This window comes from Corynebacterium sp., assembly GCF_030538285.1.
Classification (GTDB): Bacteria; Actinomycetota; Actinomycetes; order Mycobacteriales; family Mycobacteriaceae; genus Corynebacterium.
In genome coordinates, this window is sequence record NZ_JAUNUG010000040.1 from 1 (window position 1) to 22,955 (window position 22,955).

21 protein-coding genes are annotated in these 22,955 nt (G+C 64.9%); 6 read left to right on the forward strand and 15 right to left on the reverse strand.

Going from position 1 to position 22,955, the window contains the following annotated elements:
* Together Q4G50_RS11655 and Q4G50_RS11660 are read left to right on the forward strand one after the other, a co-directional pair.
* A partial coding sequence (locus tag Q4G50_RS11655; RefSeq protein ID WP_303377822.1) for a hypothetical protein occupies positions 1–802 on the forward strand: 802 nt, incomplete at its 5' end.
* A gap of 147 nt (positions 803–949) precedes the next feature.
* Positions 950–1,474 carry a hypothetical protein gene (locus Q4G50_RS11660; protein ID WP_303377823.1) on the forward strand — a complete coding sequence of 175 codons (525 nt, stop codon included), beginning with the start codon at positions 950–952 and terminating at the stop codon, positions 1,472–1,474.
* A gap of 5 nt (positions 1,475–1,479) precedes the next feature.
* Here Q4G50_RS11660 and Q4G50_RS11665 read toward each other — a convergent pair whose 3' ends face one another.
* The 6 genes from Q4G50_RS11665 to Q4G50_RS11690 form a co-directional block, all read right to left on the reverse strand.
* Positions 1,480–2,880: an NAD(P)-binding domain-containing protein gene (locus tag Q4G50_RS11665; protein ID WP_303377824.1), complete on the reverse strand. Its 1,401-nt coding sequence runs from the start codon at positions 2,878–2,880 to the stop codon at positions 1,480–1,482.
* Positions 2,881–3,256: 376 nt separating this feature from the next.
* Positions 3,257–4,774, reverse strand: a complete 1,518-nt coding sequence (locus Q4G50_RS11670) for a DASS family sodium-coupled anion symporter (RefSeq protein WP_303377825.1) — start codon at positions 4,772–4,774, stop codon at positions 3,257–3,259.
* Positions 4,775–5,101: 327 nt separating this feature from the next.
* Complete coding sequence (locus Q4G50_RS11675) at positions 5,102–6,166, reverse strand: hypothetical protein (RefSeq protein WP_303377826.1); 1,065 nt, start codon at positions 6,164–6,166, stop codon at positions 5,102–5,104.
* Positions 6,163–7,257 carry an ATP-binding cassette domain-containing protein gene (locus tag Q4G50_RS11680; RefSeq protein WP_303377827.1) on the reverse strand — a complete coding sequence of 365 codons (1,095 nt, stop codon included), beginning with the start codon at positions 7,255–7,257 and terminating at the stop codon, positions 6,163–6,165. Before Q4G50_RS11680 ends, Q4G50_RS11675 begins: the two co-directional genes overlap by 4 nt.
* Positions 7,242–7,934 (reverse strand): energy-coupling factor transporter transmembrane component T, encoded by a 693-nt coding sequence (locus Q4G50_RS11685; protein ID WP_303377828.1) that lies wholly within the window; start codon positions 7,932–7,934, stop codon positions 7,242–7,244. Before Q4G50_RS11685 ends, Q4G50_RS11680 begins: the two co-directional genes overlap by 16 nt.
* A 96-nt stretch (positions 7,935–8,030) precedes the next feature.
* Positions 8,031–8,813, reverse strand: coding sequence for an ECF transporter S component (locus Q4G50_RS11690; RefSeq protein WP_303377829.1), 783 nt, complete (start codon positions 8,811–8,813; stop codon positions 8,031–8,033).
* Positions 8,814–9,092: 279 nt separating this feature from the next.
* On the opposite strand from Q4G50_RS11690, the gene Q4G50_RS11695 reads away from it, so the two are divergent.
* Both Q4G50_RS11695 and Q4G50_RS11700 read left to right on the forward strand, forming a co-directional pair.
* Complete coding sequence (locus tag Q4G50_RS11695) at positions 9,093–10,298, forward strand: NRAMP family divalent metal transporter (protein WP_303377841.1); 1,206 nt, start codon at positions 9,093–9,095, stop codon at positions 10,296–10,298.
* Positions 10,286–11,062: a putative hydro-lyase gene (locus Q4G50_RS11700; RefSeq protein WP_303377830.1), complete on the forward strand. Its 777-nt coding sequence runs from the start codon at positions 10,286–10,288 to the stop codon at positions 11,060–11,062. The genes Q4G50_RS11695 and Q4G50_RS11700 overlap by 13 nt, the downstream gene beginning before the upstream one ends.
* Here the strand turns inward: Q4G50_RS11700 and Q4G50_RS11705 are convergent.
* From Q4G50_RS11705 to Q4G50_RS11735, 7 genes are all read right to left on the reverse strand, one after another.
* Positions 11,050–11,676 carry a GntR family transcriptional regulator gene (locus Q4G50_RS11705; protein WP_303377831.1) on the reverse strand — a complete coding sequence of 209 codons (627 nt, stop codon included), beginning with the start codon at positions 11,674–11,676 and terminating at the stop codon, positions 11,050–11,052. The two genes, Q4G50_RS11700 and Q4G50_RS11705, sit on opposite strands and share 13 nt — an antisense overlap.
* Before the next feature lie 10 nt (positions 11,677–11,686).
* A complete protein-coding gene (locus Q4G50_RS11710; protein WP_303377832.1) occupies positions 11,687–13,417 on the reverse strand; it encodes a biotin carboxylase N-terminal domain-containing protein in 1,731 nt (576 codons plus the stop codon).
* 6 nt (positions 13,418–13,423) lie between these two features.
* Positions 13,424–14,989, reverse strand: a complete 1,566-nt coding sequence (locus tag Q4G50_RS11715) for a carboxyltransferase domain-containing protein (RefSeq protein ID WP_303377833.1) — start codon at positions 14,987–14,989, stop codon at positions 13,424–13,426.
* A complete protein-coding gene (locus Q4G50_RS11720) occupies positions 14,986–15,744 on the reverse strand; it encodes a LamB/YcsF family protein (protein ID WP_303377834.1) in 759 nt (252 codons plus the stop codon). Before Q4G50_RS11720 ends, Q4G50_RS11715 begins: the two co-directional genes overlap by 4 nt.
* Before the next feature lie 98 nt (positions 15,745–15,842).
* Positions 15,843–16,781, reverse strand: coding sequence for a nucleoside hydrolase (locus tag Q4G50_RS11725; protein ID WP_303377842.1), 939 nt, complete (start codon positions 16,779–16,781; stop codon positions 15,843–15,845).
* Positions 16,782–16,797: 16 nt separating this feature from the next.
* On the reverse strand, positions 16,798–17,580 hold the full coding sequence (locus tag Q4G50_RS11730; protein ID WP_303377835.1) for an Abi family protein: 783 nt from the start codon (positions 17,578–17,580) through the stop codon (positions 16,798–16,800).
* Between the two features lie 255 nt (positions 17,581–17,835).
* Positions 17,836–19,056, reverse strand: a complete 1,221-nt coding sequence (locus Q4G50_RS11735; RefSeq protein ID WP_303377836.1) for an MFS transporter — start codon at positions 19,054–19,056, stop codon at positions 17,836–17,838.
* A gap of 98 nt (positions 19,057–19,154) precedes the next feature.
* Between Q4G50_RS11735 and Q4G50_RS11740 the strand changes: the two genes are divergently transcribed.
* A complete protein-coding gene (locus Q4G50_RS11740) occupies positions 19,155–19,619 on the forward strand; it encodes a hypothetical protein (protein WP_303377837.1) in 465 nt (154 codons plus the stop codon).
* Here Q4G50_RS11740 and Q4G50_RS11745 read toward each other — a convergent pair.
* Both Q4G50_RS11745 and Q4G50_RS11750 read right to left on the reverse strand, forming a co-directional pair.
* Positions 19,616–20,686 carry a serine hydrolase gene (locus Q4G50_RS11745; protein ID WP_303377838.1) on the reverse strand — a complete coding sequence of 357 codons (1,071 nt, stop codon included), beginning with the start codon at positions 20,684–20,686 and terminating at the stop codon, positions 19,616–19,618. The two genes, Q4G50_RS11740 and Q4G50_RS11745, sit on opposite strands and share 4 nt — an antisense overlap.
* A 107-nt stretch (positions 20,687–20,793) precedes the next feature.
* On the reverse strand, positions 20,794–21,609 hold the full coding sequence (locus tag Q4G50_RS11750) for a hypothetical protein (RefSeq protein WP_303377839.1): 816 nt from the start codon (positions 21,607–21,609) through the stop codon (positions 20,794–20,796).
* 166 nt (positions 21,610–21,775) lie between these two features.
* On the opposite strand from Q4G50_RS11750, the gene Q4G50_RS11755 reads away from it, so the two are divergent.
* The gene (locus tag Q4G50_RS11755; RefSeq protein ID WP_303377840.1) at positions 21,776–22,849 is read left to right on the forward strand and encodes a hypothetical protein; all 1,074 of its coding nucleotides are present in this window, start codon (positions 21,776–21,778) and stop codon (positions 22,847–22,849) included.
* Positions 22,850–22,955: the final 106 nt, after the last annotated feature.

Below are 22,955 nucleotides of genomic sequence, written 5' to 3' on the forward strand. Positions count from 1 at the left end.
CCGGGTGCTATCGATTCGTCAGAACACTGCTACTGGACGCACGTCCCTAACATTCGGCAGCCGCGTCGGCGCCGGAGCGCGCGGATTCAGCCAGCAGGCGAAGGAAAAGTTCGACCAGACCAGGGAGAGGATCGACACCCCGGAGAATCGGGCGCGCTTGGCGCAGTCACGCAAGCAGGCGCGGTCATCCTTGGGCACGCTGCCGTTGCCGGCGAGCGTCTACGGCGTGGTCGCGGTATTTATCCTCATCATGGCCTGGTTCCCATGGTTCTCGATGAGCATGACGCACCGCGCGGCGATCAATATGGGTTTCTGGGGCGCTTCCGTGGGCGAGTCGGCTCTAAGCGGCGCGTTCAACGGCTTCGGTATCGGCGCGGTGGTCGGCGGCATGCGAGCGACGGGTTCGCGGGATTCCTACACCGAAGAGACGATGGTCCACGGTCTTCTCCTGGCTGCGACACTTCTGGCGATCGGAGCTTTGGTCGCAGCGGCATTGATGGTGTGGCGCTACAACAAGAAGGTGGGCAACATTGTCGCCGTCGCCGCGGGTGCGGTGTACGGCATCTACCTCATGAGCTTGCTCGACGGACGGATCTGGCAAGGAGCCATTAATGCTGCCGACGCGGAGGCCGGTCGCCGATCCAACCCCTTGGCGCAGCTCAGCAGCTCGGCTAACACTGCCGATAGTCCGGTGGTATACCTGGTGATCCTGGCGGCGATCGTCGTTGTCAGTATCGGGGTGTGGCAGTTGCTGCAGGCCCGCAAGGCTCAAACGAAACCTGTAAGCAGGACTCTCGGATGACAACCCCTCCCCCGATCCCGCCCCAGCAACCGACCGGCTGGGGTGAGCCTCAGGTTCCACAGAACAGTAGCTGGGGTCCGCCGCAGCCAGTTCCCGGCAGCACCCGTGGCGGCGAGCAGCTCAGGTCCCGCGAAGATCATTTACGCCGTGGCGGCAGCACTGGTGGTCGTTGCGGCGGCGTTGCCCTGGTTCACGGTAGTCACCGCGGTCGATGCATCGCTCGACCACATCTTCGGCACCACCTCCGCTGCCACCGGGTATTCCGTGAGCTTCAACGGTTGGGGCATCGGGTTCTCCTCGTTCACTGCCCCGGGTGTGGAGGAAACCGAGTGGGGCTTTGACATCAGCCTGTTCGCGCTGACACTCCTGGGCGTCGGCGGCCTTATCGCCGCCGCGGTACTGGCATTCTTCCGCCAGCGGGCGGCGCATATCGTGGCGATCGTGGTCGGTGTCCTCTATCCGCTGCTCACCAGCGTTGTTTTCGGCTTCGGCAACATCTGGGACGGCGAGAACGCCGGCTTCGAGTCTGCCTCCGGTGACATCAGTATCTTCGGTGTCACCGTCGGCGGCGGAACGACGATGTCGGATTCCGCCGCCTTCTACCTCACCATGCTGATCTTCCTGGCTGTCGCCGGGGTCGGCGTGTGGCGGTTAGTGGCGGGGCGTCGATAAGCAGCTTATCGACGCTGCACCGCTTCCCTCCCCTCCCAAATATCGCGCACCTCATCCGACTCGGGGTCGTTGAGGTAGCGCTCGAGGGAGGAGTCGAGCTCATTGATCCACTCGGTGTGGTGCTGCGCGGCCATCGTGCCCGTCATGACGGAGCGGTAGGTGGCGTTGCGGTAGCCCATGATGTCGTGCTTTTTGTCCTGCACCCAGCCCTTGAGGATGTCGGCGACCTGGTACAGGTCGAACATCGGGTAGTCGGTCTGGGAGATGAGGTCGCGGACGTAGTCGGTCTGGAAATCGATCTGATCGTCGGCGGTCTCCAGGGCGTCGAAACGCTTGCGCCAGGTGGCCATGTGCTCGCGCTGCTCGGCAAGCGAGGGCAGCTCAATGCGGCCGAGGATGACGTCGCGGACGAACCAGGCCTGGGCGTCGAACATGTTAAAGGTCAGCCACTGGTCCTGGGCGCCGAGCCAGAACAGCTTGTCGTTCACCTCGGAGACAACACCCTGGTAGAGGTGCTCCGGGTAAATGTTGTTGTTGGAGTGCAGGGCCAGCTCGGACGGCAGGAACGGGTAATGGTGCAGGTAGCCGGTGCACAGAATGATGGCGTGGAAGTCCTTGGACACGCCGTTGACGAAGTGCACGGTCTGGCCGTCGATGTACTTGATGCCCGGCTGCTCGGACATGCCCTCGGGCCAGTCGTACCCCATGGGTGCGGAGCGGTAGCTCATCGTGACCGAGCGGGCACCCATCTTGTAGGCCTGGGAGCCGATGTCCTCGGCGGAGTAGCTCGCGCCGATCATGAGGACGTCCTGGTTGGCGAAGCTCTCCGCGCCGCGGAAGTCGTGGGCGTGGTTGACCACACCGGGGAAAGTCTCGATGCCGTCGAAATCCGGGTAGTTCGGGAAGGAGAAGTGACCGGAGCCGACGATGACGTGGCTGAACTCGGAGGTCTCGGTCTCCCCGGTCTTCAGGTCCTCGACGGTCACGGAGAAGGTCTCGGTATCTTCGTTGAACTCGACCCAACGCACCACGGTGGCGAAGCGCACGAGCTTCTTCACGTCCGACTGCTTCACGCGACCATCGATGTAGTCCCACAGCACCTCACGGGGCGGGTAGGAGGAGATCGGCTTCCCGAAGTGCTCGTCGAAGGTGTAGTCCGCGAACTCGAGGACCTCCTTCGGGCCGTTCGACCACAGGTTGCGGTACATGCTGGAGTGGACCGGCTCACCGTACTGGTCAGTACCGGTGCGCCAGCTGTAGTTCCACTGGCCACCCCAGTCGTCCTGCTTTTCGAAGCAGACGAGCTCCGGGAAGTTCTCCCCCTTTTCTTTGGCGGACTCAAAGGCCCTGAGCTGGGCGATTCCGCTCGGGCCGGCTCCGATGATTGCAATGCGCTGCTGGGTCAAGCATGCCTTTCCGGCCCCCTCGGGCCCTGATCCGTGGCGTGAGGGGCCAGCCCTGGGCGGGATAGCCGCGCTGCACGCGCTGTGTCGTCTCTTTCTCGGCGACCTTTTCGCAGCGCAGCATGAACTGCGCCGGCCGGGGAGATCCAGAGGGGGCCACCACACCCAGGGACCGTCCGTGGCCTGTCCGGCCTGCCGTGGTCGCTGGGTCTGCGGTAGCCGCCGTTCATAATGAAACACTCTGAACTGGGCCACACCCGAGAGGCCAAGCTATCACAATTTGCCGCCTAATGCATGAAAGAGTGGTTATTAGGGGCGGGAAAGCACGAAGCCGGCGACACCGTGCAGTGGTGTCACCGGCTGGAGCCTGGCAGGTGATTTAAGGCGAGACGCCGAAGACCAACGGGACCAGGGTGTAGATGACCACCAGGATGAAGCCGAGGGCCACGAAGTTGAGCCAGAAGCCGGCCCGGACCATCTGCTTGATGGTGATCTGGCCGGAACCGAAGGCCACCGCGTTGGAGGGGGTTGCCACCGGCAGCATGAAGGCGGAACACACCGCGAGGGTGACCACGAAGGTCATGAGCAGCGGATCCACCCCGGCACCAACGGCCACAGCGCCGAAGATCGGGAAGAACGCGGCTGCGGTGGCCGTGTTAGAGGTCAGCTCCGTCAGCCCCAGGGAGACAACCATGACGGCGACGATAATCACCCAGGACGGCATGGAGGACAGCCCCTCGACCTGGGTGCCGATCCACTCGCTGAGACCCGTGGCGGTGAACATCGCCGACAGGGACAGGCCACCGCCGAACAGCAGCAGCAGGCCCCAGGGGACCTCCTTGGAGTCGGCCCACACGAGCAGGTTGCGTCGCTCACCTTCCTGCCCGCGGCGGGTGGCCGGGGTGAGGAAGCAGGCGATGGCGGCCGCAACAGCGACCTGGGAGTCATTGATCCCGCCGAGGAAAGGCAGGGCATCGGCAACCGCGGGAATGTCCGCGATGAAGGGGACGGCCACCCAGAAGAAGATGGCGGTGAGGAAGATCGCGGCGATGCGCCGCTCGGCGGTACCCATGGGGCCGAGCTTGGTGATCTCGTCCTGGATCAGCTGCTTTCCGCCCGGGATCTGGTCGACCTCGGCGCGGTAGACAATCTTGCTCAGAACAATCCACGCCAGGGTGAGCATGACAACAGCCCACGGGACGCCGACAAGCATCCACTGGGCGAACCCGATGTCGATGCCGAGGGACTCGCCGACGTAGGCCTTCATCAGCGCCATGGGCGGCTGACCGATGAGGGTCGCGGTGGAACCGATGGTGACGCCATAGGCCACGCCCAGAAGCATCGAGGCTGCGAACTTGGTGCCCGCGGCCTTCTCATCGACCTGGCGCACCAGCTGCAGGATCGAGGTGGCGATAGGCACCATGATCACGGCGGTGGCGGTGTTGGACACCCAGGCAGAGATGAACGCGGAGGCAATCATCAGGCCGAGCACAATCTGCGAAGGCTTCGTACCCACCGCCCGCACCGTGAGCAGCGCGATACGGATGTGCAGGCCAGACTTCTCTGTGGCCAGACCGAGCATGACACCACCCATGACCAGGAAGATGACGGTGTCGGCATACGGTGCCGCCACCTCCTTCATCGTGGCCATCCCGAACAGGGGGAACAGCACGAGCGGAAGCATCGAGGTCACCGGGATCGGCGCTGCCTCAGTGACCCACCACAGGGCCATCCACAGGGCACAACCAGCAACGGCGCGACCCTCGAAGGAAAGGGAATCCGGCAAGGCAAGTGCCAGCAGCAGTCCCAGCGCCGGGCCGAGAATGAGGGCGATGAGGTTGCGTCGCGACGACGGCTGTTCGTTCTTCGTCTCTTCGACGACGACAGGTGTGGACATGAGGAAACTCCAGTCAGCGCCGGACTTTCCGACGGTCCAAACATGTTACGAATCTTGACGCACAGAGCCTAGACCATACTTTTGGACTACCTCAGGGGATTCCCGGGCCCCGAATCCGGGGAGGCCGGGCGGAGCACGGGGTTCTTTCCCGAGCAAAATTTCCTGATTTTGGTTCCCACTACCCCCGACCCTAGTTTTCTCCCATTTTCCTCCACGACCTTTGCTTAAGCCGCGAACTGGCCCCAGCGGAATGTGGGGACCAACGTCCCACGCGCAGCAACCGCTTCCGTGGGCGGTCCGAAAAGCGTCCTGCTCAGCGAGGCGCAATTACCTCGGCAACGACTTGAGTGCGGCGGGTGCTGGTTCCGATACCGCGCCCACGATGATCCGCGCCACCACCCACTCCGCCGGCCCTCGGCGAAACCTCCAACGCCACAGAGAAGCAAACACCAGGAAACCGATGAGCTGTGCCACGAACAGGGTCGGCCACAGGGGGTCCTCGACAGGCACCGCCGTAGGGAATCCCGGGGGCGCAGAAGGTACCGCCGCAACATCCTCGAAGGCCGTGGGGCTGACGAAGGTGCCGTTGGCGATGGTGGTGGCAATGACGTGGACGATGTAGACCGTCAACGACATCGCCCCGATGGAACGCAGCGGGTAGGTGGCCCACACGATGGCACCCACGCGGCAGGCCAACAGGCAGGCCCCGATCACGGCGGCGGCGAAGGAAGCGGAGCTGAGGACATCGAAAAGACCGCCCGTATGAGGTTCGGCGAAGAGCCATTCTCCGACGAAGCCTTCCTCAGGTGTGCGCAGGCCGGTGAGCATGATGACACCCTGCAGGAACAAAAATGCCGAGGTCCCCAGGAGGAACAGCACCACATCCCAGGCCAGGGCCACCCGGTGGATGAGCAATCCCAGCAGGGTGTACGCCAACCACGCGGTGATCGGATACGAGCCATAAAGCAGATCAGCGAAGAACTCATTTGCCCAATCCGGGTGCAGCCACGTCTGCAGCGCACCGACCAGCGGGCCGAGGACCACGAGGGCACCCAGCAGCACCACCAGCCAGCGGGTGCGCCAGGCTAAAGCCGGCAGGAGCAGGATGTAGGACACCCCGATCGCGATGAGCACGATGACGATATAGGACTGCACCGCCGCCAGCACGACCCCGATGGCGACGAGGATGACGGCGCGGGTGATAAGGCGGAGGCGGGCGTCGATAAGCGAGGACGTACGGGAGGCGATTATGCCCATCGACACTCCCGCCAACACCGCGAACAACACCGAGGGGAAACCGTCACTGAGGAAGTGCTCGGGGCCCATGTGGGCGGCCATCATGCCGATGATCGCCAGTGCGCGGGCCAGGTCGAGGCCGTGGATTCTGCTCACGCGTCAATGCTAAGCGACGCCACCGTCGCGTACTCCCCCACCTCCGCCATGAAGGACTCATCGTGGCAGGTGATGACAAGTGCGGTGCCCGCGCGCAACTCGTGCGCGATGAGCTCGTGCATGCGAGCGCGGCCGCGGTGATCGAGGCCGACGTCGGGCTCATCCAACGCCAGGACCGGGCGGCCCAGCGCGGCCACAGCGAGGAACTGCGCCAGACGCAGATCCGTGGCCCCCAGATCAAGGGGATGGGTCTGCGGATCCACGTCGAGTTCGCGGTGGCGGGGACCGATGAACTCGGCGAGCGTGGAATCCACCACCTGATCGGCCGCGCGCTGCACCATGAGCGAGACATCGCGGGCGGGCGCGCCATCCAGTCCCGCGAGCGCGCGCAGCAGGGTCGTCTTGCCGGAACCATTGGCCCCGCGCAGCCACAACACTCCCCCATCACGCACCGTGACGTCGACGGGACCGATACGGAATTTCTCCGCGGAGCGCAGCTGCCAGAAACGACGCTTCCCGCCGCGCTGACCAGTGACCTCGCCGAGAGATCTGCTAGCACCCGGGCCAACGGGTGCTGGGAGTTCGATGGGTGCGGGAGGGAAATGGGGGGTGAGGTGAGCGTCGATAAGCGAAAAAACGTCGCCCGGCAACGGTTGGGGCGAGTGACCGAGAATGACGATCGCGGTGCCGGGCAGCGACAGGCACAGGGTGCGCAAACGCTCGGACGAGGCCGGGTCCAGGCCCGCGAAAGGATCATCCAGGATGAGGACCTCCGGTTCGAGGACCGCGACGGTAGCGATCGCCAACCGGCGCGTCTGGCCGCCGGATAGGTGTGCGGGGCGCATGTCCGGGGCGAGGTCGATGAGGCCGAGCATGCGGGTGACCCGCTCGTGCATCTGGGCGTGTGGGATGCCACGCTGCTCCAGGCCGAAGGCGATCTCCTCGGCCACCGTGGCCCGCAGATGCGTCACATGGGCGAGGGCGTCCTGGCTGACCACCGGATGCCCCAGCGAACGCGCCCAGCGCGTCAACCCCTGCCCGGAAGCGCCGATGACCTGAGTGATCGTGCCCGGGATCAGATCAGGACGCATGCGATCACCCCCAGCGGGATCAGGATGCGCAGCGCGCGCTGGGTGGGGCTGTCCGGGGCGGGGCGATAGATCGTGCGGCGCCCGGGCAGGTCCAGACCGGCGGTCTCCAGGGCCAGGGAACGCTCGACGTTTCCGGTGAGCAGATGCGTCATCACCGGCACCGCGGCGCGGGGAATGGCGGTGCGCGCGGTGATGCGACGGCCGGCCAGGCGCTGCGCGTCAGTGACCGTCTCCACGGCACGCCGCCCCTGCGGCAACAGCTGCAAAGCGGAGGCGACGATGTAGGCGACCTTGGGGCCCAGGGGGCTGGTCTGCAGGGCTTTCGCCAGTTCCGGGACGGTGATGAACGCGGCCGCGGCGAGCAGAGCGGCCATGAGTGCGGTGAAGCGGGCCGTGAGCTCCGCGGCGGTGAGCACGCCATCGCGGGTGAGCAGCGGGGCAAGTTGCTCGCTGCCGTAGGGGGCGTGGACGAGCAGCATCGACAGGCCGGTCGGCAGCGCAAGGGCCACCGTGGCCGCGAGGACCGAGGCGTTGCGGGTGCGCCAGGTGCCCAGCACCAGGGACACGGCGATGACGACGAGCGAGAGCCGCCAGTCGTTGATGCCCAGCACCAGAATCCACGAACTCAGCCCCGTGACCAACGCGGTCAGGGGGTTGATGCGGGAGGTGGTGGGCATGAGGGGGTGTCCTTGATGGGGGCGCCTGAAAATCTGACATCGAGAGCGCGGCCGGTCGACAAAAGGCTAGGTCAGCGGAATCCTGATGTAAGAGAATCAGGCGGGGACCGGCGCGGCGGGTTCGCTGGGAGCCGGGTCGGGCTGGAAGGAGCGCAGGGTCTTTTTCGGCAGCGCCTTGATCGCGGCGAAGACGATCGCCATGACGGCCAGCTTGTCCAGCGGATCAGAGATGAAGGACTGCATGGTCACCGAGGCCAGCAGCGAGTTACCAAACTCCCGGAACAGGGAGACAATCGCACCCGTGCCCACGCCGGCGGTACCGCCGTAGACGAAGGCGGCGACCGGGGCGGCCAACGCACCACAGATCAGACCGATGAGCAGGCCGGAGACGACCAGCTTCCACAGCTTCGCAAACGCCCCCTTCTCGATCGCCACGCCGGCCAACCAGCCGGTCGCCGCCGCGACTGCCGCAAAGGGAAGGGCCGCGGGGTTGAGCAGACCCCACACCACAGAGCTCAGCGTGCCGGTGGCCAGGCCCGCGATCGGGCCGGCGAGCGCCGCGACGAGGATGGTGCCCACGGAATCGAGGTAGAGCGGGATGCCCACTGACCCGGCGATCTGCCCGATGACGATGTTGAGCACCAGGGCCACCGGGATGACGCTGATCATGCGGGCGGGCAGGGCCGGGAGGGTGGCGGCCAGCAGCAGGGCGGCGCCACCGACATAACCGGCCAGCGTGATCAGGGCTTCGGTGGAACCACCCACGGAATCCCAATCGGTGGGGCGCACGAGCACCAGGTAGAGCCAGGTGGCGGCGACGATGAGGGCGCCGGCGATCGCGAGGGCCCGGCGCGCGGGGGTGAGGTGAATGTGTGACATGGGAAATCCTTCGCGGGGAGACGACTGGATGGGCCCTATGTCACCTCGGGCCGGAAGTGAAGGTGATTTTAACCCACTCGGCCAGCAGGTGATAACCCCCGCCCCCGCTTTAAAAATTGTTGAACAATCGTCTACAATGACCCACATCACAAGCAACCATGACCTACGTCACGAAACGAGAGGCACCATGCGATGAGTAACCCTGACAACCGCGCGACCTCCGCGGACGCCGCAGACGCCACAGGCGCCAGCAGCACCGAGGGCAGCACCGCCAACCCGATGGCCACCGCCGCGAAGAACGCCACCCGCCGCAGCGCCCTGCTCGGCGCGATGTTCCTCATGGCCACCAGCGCCATCGGCCCCGGCTTCCTCACCCAGACCAGCGTGTTCACCGCGCAGATGGGCGCGGCCTTCGCCTTTGCCATTCTGGTGTCGATCATCGTGGACATTGCCATCCAGCTCAACGTCTGGCGGGTTCTCGCGGTGTCGGATATGCGGGCGAATGAGCTCGGCAACACCGTGGTCCCCTACCTCGGCTGGGTGATGGCGGCCTTCGTGTTCGTCGGCGGCCTGGTGTTCAACATCGGCAACATCGCCGGCACCGGCCTGGGACTCAACGCGATGCTGGGCCTGGATGCCCGCATCGGTGGTGCGATCTCCGCGGTCATCGCGATCCTCATCTTCATGTCGAAGAAGGCGGGCCTGGCGCTGGACCGCATCGTCGTCGGCCTCGGTGCCGTGATGATCCTGCTCATGCTGTATGTGGCGATCGTCTCCCAGCCCCCGGTCGGCGAGGCCCTGAAGAACACTGTTTTACCGGAGGAGGTCGATTTCCTCGTCATCACCACCCTCATCGGCGGCACCGTTGGCGGTTACATCACCTTCGCGGGCGCCCACCGCATGATCGACAGCCGCATCACCGGCCCGGAGAACATCCAGCACATCACGCGGGCGTCGGTTATCGGCATCATCGTCACCGGCATCATGCGTGCCCTGCTCTTCCTGGCGATCCTCGGCGTGGTCGCCACCGGCGTCACCCTCTCCCAGGACAACACCGCCGCGGATGCTTTCCGCCACGCGGCGGGTGAGATCGGCCTGCGCTTCTTCGGTGTCGTGCTGTGGGCTGCAGGCCTGACCTCGGTCATCGGCGCGTCCTACACCTCGATCACGTTCGTGACCAAGCAGTCCACCAACCCGCGGATCCGCACGATCCTCACCGTCGCGTTCATCGCGGTCTGTGCGATCGCCTTCCTCATCCTCAACACCGCCCCGCAGGCGCTGCTCATCTTCGCTGGCGCGTTCAACGGTCTGATCCTGCCGATCGGTTTCGCCGTGGTGCTGTGGGTGGCGTGGAAGCGCACCGACCTGCTGCAGGGTTACACCTACCCGAAGTGGCTGCTCATCATCGGTGGCCTGGCGTGGATCCTCACGATCTTCCTGGGTTACATGTCCCTCTCCGGAATCGCGGCACTGTGGAGCGCCTAAACCCGGCCCAGGCCCGCGCGCGTTTCCGCGCGGGCACCATCACCCCCACCTCCGGCATCGCCCCCGGTTTCGCGCAGGCGAATCTGCTGGCGCTGCCGCAGGAGGACGCCTTCGATTTCCTGCTATTCGCGCAGCGCAACCCGAAGCCGTGTCCGCTGCTCGGGGTGCTGGAGGCCGGGCAGGTCACCTCCCCGCTGCTGGCGGGCGGTGATATCCGCAGCGATATCCCCTCCTACCGCCTCTTTAAAGACGGAGTGCTTATCGACGAAGCCCCCGACGCCACCTCCTGGTGGCGCGATGACCTGGTGTCCTTCCTCATCGGTTGTTCCTTCACCTTCGAGGACGCGCTACGCGACAACGGCATCACGGTCGCGCACATCAATCAGGGGCGCAATGTCCCCATGTACCGCACCACCATTGATACCCTCCCTGCCGGCCGTTTCTCCGGCCCGCTGGTGGTGTCGATGCGCCCCATCCCGGCCTCGCAGGTGGCCGACGCGGTGCGCATCACCTCGCGCTACCCGGCTGTGCACGGCGCCCCGGTGCACATCGGCGATCCGGCAGCCATCGGTATCGAGAATCTCGCACACCCCGATTTCGGCGACGCCGTCGACATCGCCGCCGGTGAGATCCCCGTGTTCTGGGCCTGTGGGGTGACCCCGCAGGCAGTGGTCGCCGCTTCCCGCCCCGCGCTGGCGATCAGCCACAGCCCCGGCCACATGCTCATCACGGATGCCCGTGACCTGGAGTATCAGGTCCCCTGAGCGATGATGTCCTGCACCCGCCGACTGGTCTGCACGAGTGAATCGTGCAGCGCCGCGGCGGCTTTTTTCTTCTGCCCCGCGGCCAGGAGCGTGAGCACCCGCCTGTTGAGCCCTACATAATCGCCGTGGAATCCCGGCTCCCGGCGCAGGACCTGCAGGAACACCAGGCGCATCCGCGCGAGCAGGCGATCCATGTTCGCATCGAGGGTGGCCGAACCCATCCCGGCGACAATCTGCCGGTGAAATTGTTGGTTAGCCAAGGCCACGTCTGCGTGGCGGCCTTCGCTCAGCGCCTGTTCGGCGCGTGCCACCACATCATTGAGCTTATCGACGTCGTGGTGCTCCCCCCAGGCGATCGCCGCCGGCTCCACCGCCGCCCGCGCCAGGTAGAGATCGCAGATCTCCGCGGCGCCGAGCTGCGCGATAAACACCCCCCGGTTGCGGATCCTCAGCAGCAGGCCATCGGCCACCAACATGGCGAAAGCCTCCCGCAAAGTGTTGCGGGAGACGTCCAGCCTTTCGGCCATATCGGCCTCGATGAGCTGTTCACCGGGCGCATACTCTCCGGCGGAAATTGCCCGGCGCATCGCCGCGGCAGCTGAATCGGCACGCATGCGAAACAGTCTAGGAGATAGTCCCCAGGACGCAGCCCTTGGAGATCTTCTCCCCCGGCTGCACCGCGATCTGCAGGGTGCCGGAGGCCGGGGCCTTGACCGCGCTCTCCATCTTCATCGCCTCGACGCTGGCCACGGCCTGGCCTTCGGTGACCTCTGCACCGTCCTCGACCTGCCACGCGACAAGCGAGCCAGCGAAGGGCGAGACGATCGCCCCCTCCGCGTTATCCTCAGCGGGCTCCGCGGGCTCGGGTGCGGTGCCGGGGGCGGCTGCCCGGCCGAAGACATTCGTGGGGATGCCGACCCGGTGCAGGCGCCCGTCGATCTCGATGACGATCTGCTCACGCTCGGTATAGACGTGCTCGATGTCGATGCCCGCCTCCGCCAGCTGCGGGGTGTATTCGGTATCCACCCAGTTGGTGAACACCTCCAGCTGTTCCCCCGCGAACGCCGGGTGGGTGACCATGTCACGGTGGAAGGGGATGACGGTCCGCACGCCGCGGATGGTGGTCTCGGAGAGGGCGCGGGCGGCGCGTCGTAAAGCAACATCCCTGTCCGGCCCCCAGACGATGAGCTTGGCCAGCAAGGAATCATAGAAACCGGGGACCTCGGAACCAGAACGCACACCGGCGTCCACCCGGATACCCGGGCCTGTGGGGGCCTCGAAAACAGTGACCGTGCCCGGGCTCGGGACGAAACCATGGGCCACGTCCTCGGCGTTGATGCGGAATTCGAAGGCGTGGCCGGTGGGCTGCGGATCCTCATCAAAGCTCAAGCGCTCGCCAGCGGCAATGCGGAACTGCTCGGCGATGATGTCGATGCCCGTCACCGCCTCGGTCACCGGATGCTCCACCTGGACGCGGGTGTTGACCTCCAAGAACGACACCGTGCCATCCTCAGAGACAATGAACTCTACCGTGCCCGCGCCGACATACCCGGCGCGCTCACAAATGCTGCGGGAGCCCTCGATGATCGCCTCGTTCTGCTCCTGAGTCAGAAACGGCGCCGGGGCCTCCTCGATGAGCTTCTGATAGCGGCGCTGCGTGGAGCAGTCACGGGTCCCCAGGACACGGACGTTGCCGTGGGTATCGGCCAGGATCTGTGCCTCCACGTGGCGGGGGCGGGTGAGGAACTTCTCCACGTAACACTCCCCCCGCCCGAAAGCCTCCTGCGCCTCCCGGCCGGCTGCGGCGAAAGCATCCTCAATATCACCCATCTCCTCGACCACCTTCAGACCGCGGCCTCCACCGCCGAAGGCCGCCTTGATGGCGATCGGCAGGCCGTGCTCCTCGGCGAAGTCCTTCGCCTCCTGCCAGTCCGCGATCGGATCCGGGGTGCCCGGGGCCAGCGGGGCGCCGACTTCCATGGCGATGTGGCGGGCGGCCACCTTATCTCCGAGCGTGTCAATGTTCTCGGGGGTCGGGCCGATCCAGGTCAGACCCGCCTGCGCGACGGCGCGCGCGAAAGTGGAGTTCTCGGACAGGAACCCGTAGCCGGGATGGACGCAGTCGGCGCCGGCGCGGAGGGCGACGTCGATAAGCGCGGCCTGGTTGAGATACGTCTCCGCGGAACTCGATCCGGGCAACTGATAAGCCTCATCCGCGATGAGGGTGTGCAGCGCGCCGGTGTCCGGCTCCGAGTACACGGCGATGGAACGGATCCCCAGATCCCGGGCAACCCGGGCGATGCGGACGGCGATCTCACCGCGATTGGCGATCAGGACAGCGTTGAGTGAACTCATAGGCCTCTAGCTTTCGGGTTCGAGAGTGTCGGGATGAACGGGGATGAAACTGAGCGTGCCACCGGGGGGCAACTGGCCGGCAAGATCCAGATCCTCGGCGACGACCGTGGCCACCACCGGATACCCACCCGTGACCGCGTGATCGCGGAGAAACACCACGGGCAGGCCATTCGCCGGGATCTGCACCGACCCTGCGACGATGCCTTCACTGGCCAGCTCGCCATCGCGCTCGCGCGTGAGGGGATCGCCCTCCAGGCGCAGGCCCACGCGGTTGGACTGGCCGCTGACCTGCCACACCTGGGAGGTCAGTGCCTCCACACCCGCCCGAAACCAGTCATCGCGGGGGCCGGGCACGCAGCGCAGCTGCGCGTGGGTCACCCCTGCGCGCTCAGTGACGCGCAGCGGGTTGCTCTCACGGGTAGCCGCGTTGTTGCGCGGGACGAGGCCGCCGGACAAGTCCCCGCCGCGGACCGCCTGCGGGCCTAACCCGGACAGCAGGTCCGCCGCCTGGGAACCGAGGACCGGCGTGGCGATGAGACCACCACGCACCGCAACATAGGAGCGCAGGCCCAAGGTGGCTGCCTCCACGGCCAGTTGTTCCCCGGCGCTGATCAGCGCAGAGGCCCCCAGCTCGACGGGGCGTCCCGCCACCGTCACCTCCGCCTGCGCGCCGGTGACGGCCACCACGGTATCCACCAAGGCCGTCAGCGTGATGCCACCGATGTTCTCCAGCACCGCGGCCGTCGACGGGTTGCCCACCGCCGCGTTCGCGGCCCGGGCGGCCGCCCGATCGCAGGCACCGGACTCGGTCACGCCGAGGTTGCCGTGGCCGGGACGACCCAGGTCCTCAATGAGGGTGAGCAGCCCCGGATCGTCCACCCGCAGCACCGGGCGGGCCGGTTCCGCTGTTTCGGGTGTGGTGGCCTGCGCGGAGGTGATCTCCACGTGCTCACGGACCGCCCGGTAGCGCACACTGTCGCCCGGAGCGATAAGCGCGGGCGGAGTGGCGGCCGAATCCCACATCGGGGTGAGCGTGGTGCCGATCAGCTGCCAGCCGCCCGGGGACTGGCGCGGATAGACGGCCGAGAAATCTCCGGCCAGGCCGACGGCCCCCGCCGGGACCTCGGTGCGCGGGGAATCGCGGCGCGGGACATTGCGTGCCTGCGCCGGATCCGCCGGCACGCAATAGGTAAAGCCTGGGGCGAAACCGCCGAAAGCGCCCATCCATGGCTGGGAGGTATGCCACTCAATGAGGCCGTCCGGGGACATGCCGAGCAGGTCAGCGGCTTCGTGGAGGTCGGCGCCGTCGTAAAGCACGTCGATGGTGACTTCCTGGGACGCTTTTTCACTTATCGACGCCGGAGTGAAGGACCGCAGCCGCTCAGCCGCGCTGGCCGCCGAGCGCGGAGAGTCCGTGGTCACCAGAACGGTGCGCGCCGCGGCGATGACATCGACCTGGCCGTCGAGAGGTTCCGCGGAAAGCCCCGCATGCCACGCCATGACGGTGGGCAGGTCCGGTAGGTCGACGAGGATGGCCCGCGAGCCCACCCGGTGAAAGACAGGTTCGCTCACAGGACGCTCCTGATCTCGATTCCCTCGGTGCGCAGGCGCTCGACGATCGACTGCGTCATGGCCACCGAGCCCGGGGAATCCCCATGCACGCACACGGAGGTGGCCTGGACGTTGAGGACAGTGCCGTCGATGGCGGTGATCGTGCCCGAGTCGGCGAGCTGCAGGACACGGGCCGCCACGAGCTCCGGATCCGTGATCACCGCGTTGGACAGCTTGCGGGAGACCAGGGTGCCGTCGGGGTTGTAGTTGCGGTCGGCGAAGGCCTCGGAGATCACGCGCAATCCGGCCTTTTCCGCGTGGTGGACCGCGATGCCACCGGGCAACAGCATGACAGCGAGGTCGCCGCCGAAGGCTTTGATGCCGTCGATCACGGCCTGGGACTGCTCCTCATGGTGCACGATGGCGTTATACAGGGCACCGTGGGGCTTGACATAGCGGATCGCGGTGCCGTGTTTGCGGGCGAGCGCTTCCAGGGCGCCGATCTGGTAGAGCACCTCATCGGCGAGTTCGTTGGGGGCGTACTCCATGAAGCGACGGCCGAAACCGGCGGAGTCACGGTAGCCGACGTGCGCACCGACGGTGACCCCCCGCTCGGCGGCGGCCTCCACGGTGCGGGCGATGTCGTGGGGATCACCGGCGTGGAATCCGCAGGCGACGTTGGCGCTGGAGACCAGCTGGATCATCGCGGCGTCATCGGCCACGGGGTTTCCGGCGGTGGTCTCGCCGAGGTCTGCGTTGAGGTCGATCTCTGCCATGTCATCCTCCTCATCGAAATTGTTGAACAATCCTGAGTGTATCGGGAATGGGCAGAAAAGTGAAGTGGATCATATCCGAGCATGGGGAGGGACCTGCCCTACACCAGCGCCCGCACTGCCCGGAGAAACTCCGCGTGGGCGGCCTCGGTATCCGCGCCGGTGACCAGGCGGGCATTGTGGGCACGATCCCAATGCCCTCGCAGATCCGCCACCGAGGTACCCCGCAGCAGCTCACTGTGCGCCTCTACCGCAACGGTCGTCGAGGTACCCTCATAAGGGATCGTGCGCAGAGCGATCATGCAGGTGAGCAGGTCATGGATCTGCGCCTGATACCCCTCCCCCTGCGCCTGGTGGAACTCGAAGTAGAAACGCAGAATATCGGGCAGGTGCGCGGCGATGGGGTGCTCGCCGAGTGCCCGGATAAGCTGGCTGAGCCGCGGCGGATCGATGAGAAAACGCTCCGTCACCTCCAGCGAGCACAACGTGATCTTGCCGTGTGGCGGGTGCGCAAACACCTCCGCCGCGGCATGCGGATCCACCCAGAAATTCCACTCCGCGGTGGGTGTGGTGTTACCCCGGTAATTCACCGCCCCACCCATCACCGTGACATGGCGCAGGCGCACATAGCGCTCCGGATGCGATAGACGGAAGGCATCCAGGTTAGTGAGCGGCCCGGTGACAATCAGGTGCAGGTCCGGATGCTTATCGACGCCCCGTTCCCACAACCCCTCCCAGTCCCCGCCCGGATCGGCAGCGGGGACATCGAGATACCCCAGGCCGGTGGGCCCGTGGGTCTCCGGGGTAGTAACCAACGCAGTGCTGGCCGGATGGGGCTGACCGGGGAGGACGGGGACGTCGATAAGCAGCTGTTCCAGCACCCACCGGGCATTACCCGCCGCTTGCATGGCCGTCGTGTTGCCGGCCGTGGTGGTCACGCCGACGAGCTCGATCTCGCCGGCGTGGTGAAGCCCGGCGAGATAGAGCAACGCGAGGGTGTCATCGATACCGGGGTCACAGTCGATGAGGACGGGGGTCATGGGCATGTCGTTAGTCCTAATGCTGCCAAAGCGGGTCGATGTCAAAGCCGAGAGGGAAATCCATCTCCGCCAGCCACTCCTCACGCGCAGTTTCGAGGAGTTGCCGAAGATCACTCACACTCTCGGAACAAGGGTCCACGTGTCCGACTATGTAAGCAGCTATGGCAAGCACGTAGTGAATCCGGGATTCGTCCGCACCGTCCAGTGCCGTTCTCAACTCAGGCGGAGGGCTTTTGATGGTCACTCCTCGAAGTGAGGTGGTTCTGTTCCAGATTCGGGAATGATGTGCTGCTCCGTTCCGCAGCACGGTAAACAGGCGCAGGAAACTCACCAACGCAGGCCGATTCAGCCCAGCCCCCTTGGCTATTGCCTTGGCCAGAGAATCCTCTCGAAGATTCTCGTACCATTTGGACAGGAGCCCGAGCGACATCAATTCCGTCGCCATCCACAGCGGCGGCCTCTTATCGGAATAGTTCTGACGAAAAGCAGTGACAAACGCTTCCGGAGATTTAGCGTTGATCATCTCGTCCAGCTTTGCGACATCTCTTTCAAAGGCTTTCGCGTTCGCATAGATCCCCTTAGAGAGATAACCCATCGGGCCATGCCGTTGACAGACTTCATTGGCAAACGCTGCACGTAACCACACTTCAATCGAATGTGACATACGGAGAACCAGCACACGCAGTTTGGCGTCAAATGCATACAACTCGAGAACGTCCTGCAGCGACGTTGATTCCCGAATTTCCTGGCCATCTTCATAGAACCACCACAGGTAGCCCGAGAACCTGTAGTAACTCATGCGGGCCAACGTGGCTTTCAGTTCCTCAGGATCGGCGTCCAGACCTCGATCCCGGAGTTTCTTGACCTGGTCCTCCAGACTCAGAGCTGGCTTACTGAACTTTCGCGACAATAGAATAACCCGCCTATTTGAGGATCAACTGTTTCCAGTGGACTAGCCTTGGCGGGTCTTGTTACACACCACTATAGGACCCCGCCTTACTCCACTCGACAATCATACCCCCATTTGGGGGACGCCGGGAGACCACGATGTCAGTTAACGCACCTTCTGCAGGCTCACTCCCCGCCCGCCCTCGAGAGTCTCCCGGCCGAACGCCCACACCGCGGCGGCGGCTAGGCCGATGACGCCACAAATCAGGAAACCGGCCTCGAAACCATAGGACTGCGCGACGGCGCCGATGAGGATAGGGCCGATAATGGCACCGAGGTCCTGGGCCATCTGGAAATTCGCCAGCACCTTGCCGCCGGAACGCTGATTTCCGATGACATCCGCCAACACGGCCTGCTGTGCCGGGTTGAGCATGCCCGCGCCCGCGCCGGAGAGCGCGGAGACGATGAGCAACGGCCAGAAACTGTCAGCGAAACCGATGGCTCCCGTGAAGATGGCATTGATCACCAGGCCCCAGATCACCAGTGGCTTACGACCCATGGTGTCGGCCAGGCGCCCCGAGAACTGCAGCACGACGGCGTTGCCGAAGGCGAAGGCGGCCATCGCCAAGCCGGCGATTGCGCCGCCATGCTCGAAGACGGCCGCGGCGAACAACGGCAGGGTGGCCACGCGCACGCCGAAGTTGACCCAGCCGAAAGCGAAGCCGGAGAACAGCGTGGAGCGGTAGGCACTGTCGCGGATCGCCTCGCCGAACTCCATCGGGGGCTGGGCGTCTTTTTTGGCACCGGCCGCATCGCCCGCGCGGCGCGGCATTTTCCACCACACGACGAACGCCGCGAGCGCCACGGATGCACCATAAATGACGAAAGGCGCGCGCATACCGATCATCGACAACGCCGCACCCACCACCGGGCCGATGACGTTGCCCACCAGGAAGGCGGTGGCGTAGACAGCCGAGGCACGACCGCGGATCTCCGGTGGCGCCATCCGCACGATAAGGCCCATGGCCGAGACCGTGAACATGGTGGATCCGATACCGGCGATGCCGCGCAGCAGGAGGATGTGCCAATACTCCTGGGCGGCGGCGACGAGCGCCGTCGTCACCGCCACCGTCAGCAGACCGGTGAGGTAGACCTTGCGGGAGCCGATGGCGTCGATAAGCCTGCCCGACATGGGGGCGAACAGCAGGCGGGAGGCCGCGAAGATCGACACCACCGCACCGGCCGCGGCCATGGAGACGTCGAAGCTGACGGCGAACTGCGGGATGATCGGCGCGATGAGTCCGTACCCAAGGGCGATGATGAAGGCCGCGGCGACCAGCACCCAGATCTCCGTGGGGATCTTCGGGCGCGCTTGTTGATCTGTCATGTTGAGTTCAGGGTACCCCTTGCGTCAAACCGGGATCTGTCGTACACTTGTTCTAGTTTCGAACGTACGTGTTGCCTTCAGCCCCTAGAGTGCGAGCCATGACGATCAACCACCTGCCTAAGACCCCGTCCTCCATTGCCATCGACCTGCGCCGCCACCGCGCGGACACCCTCCGCGACCTGCAATCCATCCTCCACCACCCCCGCTCCCTCGCCCGCCCCCACGCCGCCTGGCGCCCACCGAGCAAGCAACTGCCGGACGGGCTGACCATGACACTCACCCGTCACCGCGTCAGCGAGCGGGTCAAAGCCCGCGTCCTAGGCTTTGGCGAACCACGCGAGCCGGCCTACCTCATCACCGTCCGGATTACCGAACAGCACGGCGCCGTTGATCCGATCCGCGCCGAGGGCTGGGTGCGGGCACTGGTGGAGAATTCGCTTGTCGACGCAGTGCATGAGGTCCCCTCCGGCCGCGCCGCCACCTTCGTCTGGCTGGTTGACGCCGCTTTCCGCCCCGTCCATTCCCCCGCGTCGATGTTCGCGGGGTTCAGCGAGGCCGCTTAGTAGGCGTCCAGGTAGCGGTAGATCACTTCGAAGGGCTGGGTCTCAATCGAATTGACCGAACCCGCGATGAACACCGCCTGCGACGGGCAGGAGAACGCAAAAGCCCCGTGCACGCCGGTGTGGCCGAGGATGAGCGGCGCCGGGACCAAGGGGGAAAGCACCTTCGGCAGACCCATCGCCTGCATGCCGTTGCCATAACGCAAAGGACGGTGCTGGATCCGGCGCAACGTGGGGTTCTGAATATGGTGCAGCTCGAACAGTCGCCCGGTGTGGAACGCACGGATAAACGCCACAAGGTCCACGGCCGTCGATAAGATGCCCGCCGAACCGAGGGAACTCGACAGATAGCGGGAAGACCACACCGGATGCTTCGGCGTGCGAACTTCTGCATAGTCATGGACCCCGGCGCGAACGAAGGTCGTGTGCTCCAGCTCCAGCGGCGTCATCACGTACTGGTAGGCCAGCTCCTGATAGGTCATGCCCGTGGTGTGCTGGGCGATCTGGCTCAGCAACTCGGCGTTGAGATCCGAATAGTGTGCCCGGTTGCCCTGACCAGGCGCGAACTTCGCACCGATCCGCGCCGCCGTCTCCATCTGCTCATCGACGCCGACCACACGATCCCAGTCCACGATCTGGTCGATGACGTCACGCCCGCCGGGATCCTTCGCATCCTCCCAGCTGGCCAACCCGGAAGTCATGTCAATGAGGTGGCGGACGGTGATTTCCGACCCGAAATCCTCACCGCGAATCACGTGCAACCCATCCAGCGAACCAGCGGGCACACGGGAGGCGACGGTGGTGTCGTAGCTGAGCTTCTTCTCGTCGATAAGCTTGAAGATGATCGCGTGAGTGAACAGCTTCGTCACCGAACCAGCCGCAAAACGCGAATCCGGATCAAGCGCGCCGGTGGTGAGGACGTGATGATCGGAACCGTCGGCACGCTCCATCGCCAACGAAAGGTCGCCGAGCTTCGGCATCTGCGCGACCTTCCGATCGACAGCTTCCAGACGCTCCGTAACCGGCGGGCGCTGGCGCATACGCTCCACCCGCTCACGAATCAAAGACATCGGAAACCTCGTGGTCAACGCCACAACCCATCACTCTCCCCTGTCCAGACTTCCGTCTTCCCTGCGCATCATAGCGGGATCCCCGCTCGGCGCACGTTCAGCGGCTACTAGGCTTCGTCGTGATCGCCCTCGTGGTCCTCGTCGTCCTCTTCGTCGTCGAAGTCGTCTTCGTCATACTCCTCGTCCGCGCCATAAATGTCGTAGACATCGGGCTCCTCAAACTCCTCCTCATCGAAGGGGACGAGCTGCTCCTCCCAGTCCTCCGCCTGATCAGCGGCGAGCGAGATGACATCAAACAGCCGGTCGAAGTCGGTGAAGATGCCGAGGTCAAGCACCTCGTCGGTGGCCAACTCCACCTCCGCGGAGAGATCCGCGAACATACGCTGGCGGTCCTCCTCCGTCAGCTGAGCATCACCATCGGACTCCCACAGCTCATTGATGGCCTGATCGATGAGGTCCTCAAAGGACTCGCCGATGGCCACGAACTGCACCACAGCCGACGGCACCCCGTCGATGACCTCAACGAGCACCTGCAGCTCAGAGTTGTTGCCCACCTCAGCCCGGACCAGGTTGGCGTTGACCGCGTCCTGGTAGAACTCCAGATCACCGATGCGCTCATCGGTGCCCTCCAGCAGATCACGCAGAACGGTGACCACCTGATCGGTGGCGACATGGCGGGCGACGGTTTCCACGGCGTCGTCAAGCGAGAAGACAACGGAGACCAGCACGGCCTCAAAATTCTCGTCATCCTCATCAACATCAGCGGCCGCGATGTAGACGTTGGCAGCGGGCATGTGCGGATCAATCTCCACGAACTGGATCTCCAGGTCCGAGGTAATCGGCACAAACATCGTGTCATCGTGCACGCGGGACTCAATGCCCTCATTGTCCAGAGCGGCGGCAATATCCTCGAAGAAGCTCATGGTGGTGGTTCCCTTCCCGGTAGCTGGTGACCGCCAACGGCAATCCCGCACCAGCCTAGCCGCGCGCGTTGACTCATGCGTAGGGATTTCTCACCCGACAGGGAACCATCCTCGCCTTTCGGCAGTCTAATAGTGGTGCCACCACATCTGAGAGACGAAGGGAACAATGAAATACCAGGGGGAGAACATTGACCAGATGATCGCCGGAGGGAGCGGTCGCCTGGCCGTAAAGGACGGCATGGAACTCAATGCCGCACAGTTTCCACTTCCGATTCCGCTGACCTCAAATGCGGACACCACGCGACTCATCCCGATCAGCGCCGCCCACGGCATCAACCCAGAGCAGGCCCGCCCCCGAGGACTGGTCAGCCACGACGCCACCCACCACCCGAAAGCCATGCAATACCGGGCAGACGCACGCACCCGCATCGTCGCCCACCTCTGGGAACACCCCACCTGGATCGCATCCCACTTCAGCGCCGCCGCCCTACTCGGTATCACCCACTTCGCCGACAGCGCAGACGCCTTTGTCCTCACGCGCAATAGGCTGCACCTCACAGAAGACTTTCGCTTAGCGACGCAACGTCAAATCCGCCGACCCAGCCCCTCCTGGACGCTCCAACTTGGCGAACACTCACTCCTTGTCACACCTCCCATGCTCACCTTGGCCCACTGCCTACGAGCCACCCTCGGCGAGGAACACTCGTGGCACACACCTGAAGGGTTACCGGTATCAGGGCCGCACGTGCGGGCGATCCAGGTCATCGACCGTTTTCGCCGCGAATTCGGCCTCACCGCCACCGATGTGGCAGAAGGAGTGCGCGGGCTGCTCAACGCACGCCGATTGCAACAGCTGCTGGAACTTTCCGACGACGGCGCAGACTCCCCACCCGAGACACTCATCCGACTCATCGCCCGCGACTGTGCACCGCAATACCGGTGGCAGTCGCAGGTACCCGTCTACACCGACGGAACCATCGGAGAACCCGGCACCACCGATCCCGATTTGAGGTTGCTCACCATTCTTGATCTGGCCGCCATCGCGCAACGGCACTACCTCTACTACGACGGCGAGCACCATCTGGAACGCGAACGCCGGGACCAGGATTCCTCAATCACCGCTCAGTTGACCTCCTGGGGATGGACCGGTGTGCGCATCACGGCCGGCATACTCAACGAAATGGACTTGCTGAGGTCCCACATCATGGCCCTGGGGCCCGCCCACCCGGCCGCCGCCTGATTCTCTTACATCAGGAATTAGCCGACCTGGGCTTATGCTGGCCGGACCCCGCGCGGACGTAAGATTTTCAGGCCAGGGTGGGGTGGGGTGGGGCCTGGCTCGGGCG

Coding starts and splice junctions, on each gene's coding strand:
- Q4G50_RS11670 (WP_303377825.1), bottom strand. CDS start 4,774: ATGTCCACACCTGTCGTCGTCGAAGAGACGAAGAACGAACAGCCGTCG.
- Q4G50_RS11680 (WP_303377827.1), bottom strand. CDS start 7,257: ATGCGTCCTGATCTGATCCCGGGCACGATCACTCAGGTCATCGGCGCT.
- Q4G50_RS11685 (WP_303377828.1), bottom strand. CDS start 7,934: ATGCCCACCACCTCCCGCATCAACCCCCTGACCGCGTTGGTCACGGGG.
- Q4G50_RS11690 (WP_303377829.1), bottom strand. CDS start 8,813: ATGTCACACATTCACCTCACCCCCGCGCGCCGGGCCCTCGCGATCGCC.
- Q4G50_RS11695 (WP_303377841.1), top strand. CDS start 9,093: ATGGCCACCGCCGCGAAGAACGCCACCCGCCGCAGCGCCCTGCTCGGC.
- Q4G50_RS11705 (WP_303377831.1), bottom strand. CDS start 11,676: ATGCGTGCCGATTCAGCTGCCGCGGCGATGCGCCGGGCAATTTCCGCC.
- Q4G50_RS11710 (WP_303377832.1), bottom strand. CDS start 13,417: ATGAGTTCACTCAACGCTGTCCTGATCGCCAATCGCGGTGAGATCGCC.
- Q4G50_RS11720 (WP_303377834.1), bottom strand. CDS start 15,744: ATGGCAGAGATCGACCTCAACGCAGACCTCGGCGAGACCACCGCCGGA.
- Q4G50_RS11725 (WP_303377842.1), bottom strand. CDS start 16,781: ATGACCCCCGTCCTCATCGACTGTGACCCCGGTATCGATGACACCCTC.
- Q4G50_RS11730 (WP_303377835.1), bottom strand. CDS start 17,580: ATGAGTTACTACAGGTTCTCGGGCTACCTGTGGTGGTTCTATGAAGAT.
- Q4G50_RS11735 (WP_303377836.1), bottom strand. CDS start 19,056: ATGACAGATCAACAAGCGCGCCCGAAGATCCCCACGGAGATCTGGGTG.
- Q4G50_RS11740 (WP_303377837.1), top strand. CDS start 19,155: ATGACGATCAACCACCTGCCTAAGACCCCGTCCTCCATTGCCATCGAC.
- Q4G50_RS11745 (WP_303377838.1), bottom strand. CDS start 20,686: ATGTCTTTGATTCGTGAGCGGGTGGAGCGTATGCGCCAGCGCCCGCCG.
- Q4G50_RS11750 (WP_303377839.1), bottom strand. CDS start 21,609: ATGAGCTTCTTCGAGGATATTGCCGCCGCTCTGGACAATGAGGGCATT.
- Q4G50_RS11755 (WP_303377840.1), top strand. CDS start 21,776: ATGAAATACCAGGGGGAGAACATTGACCAGATGATCGCCGGAGGGAGC.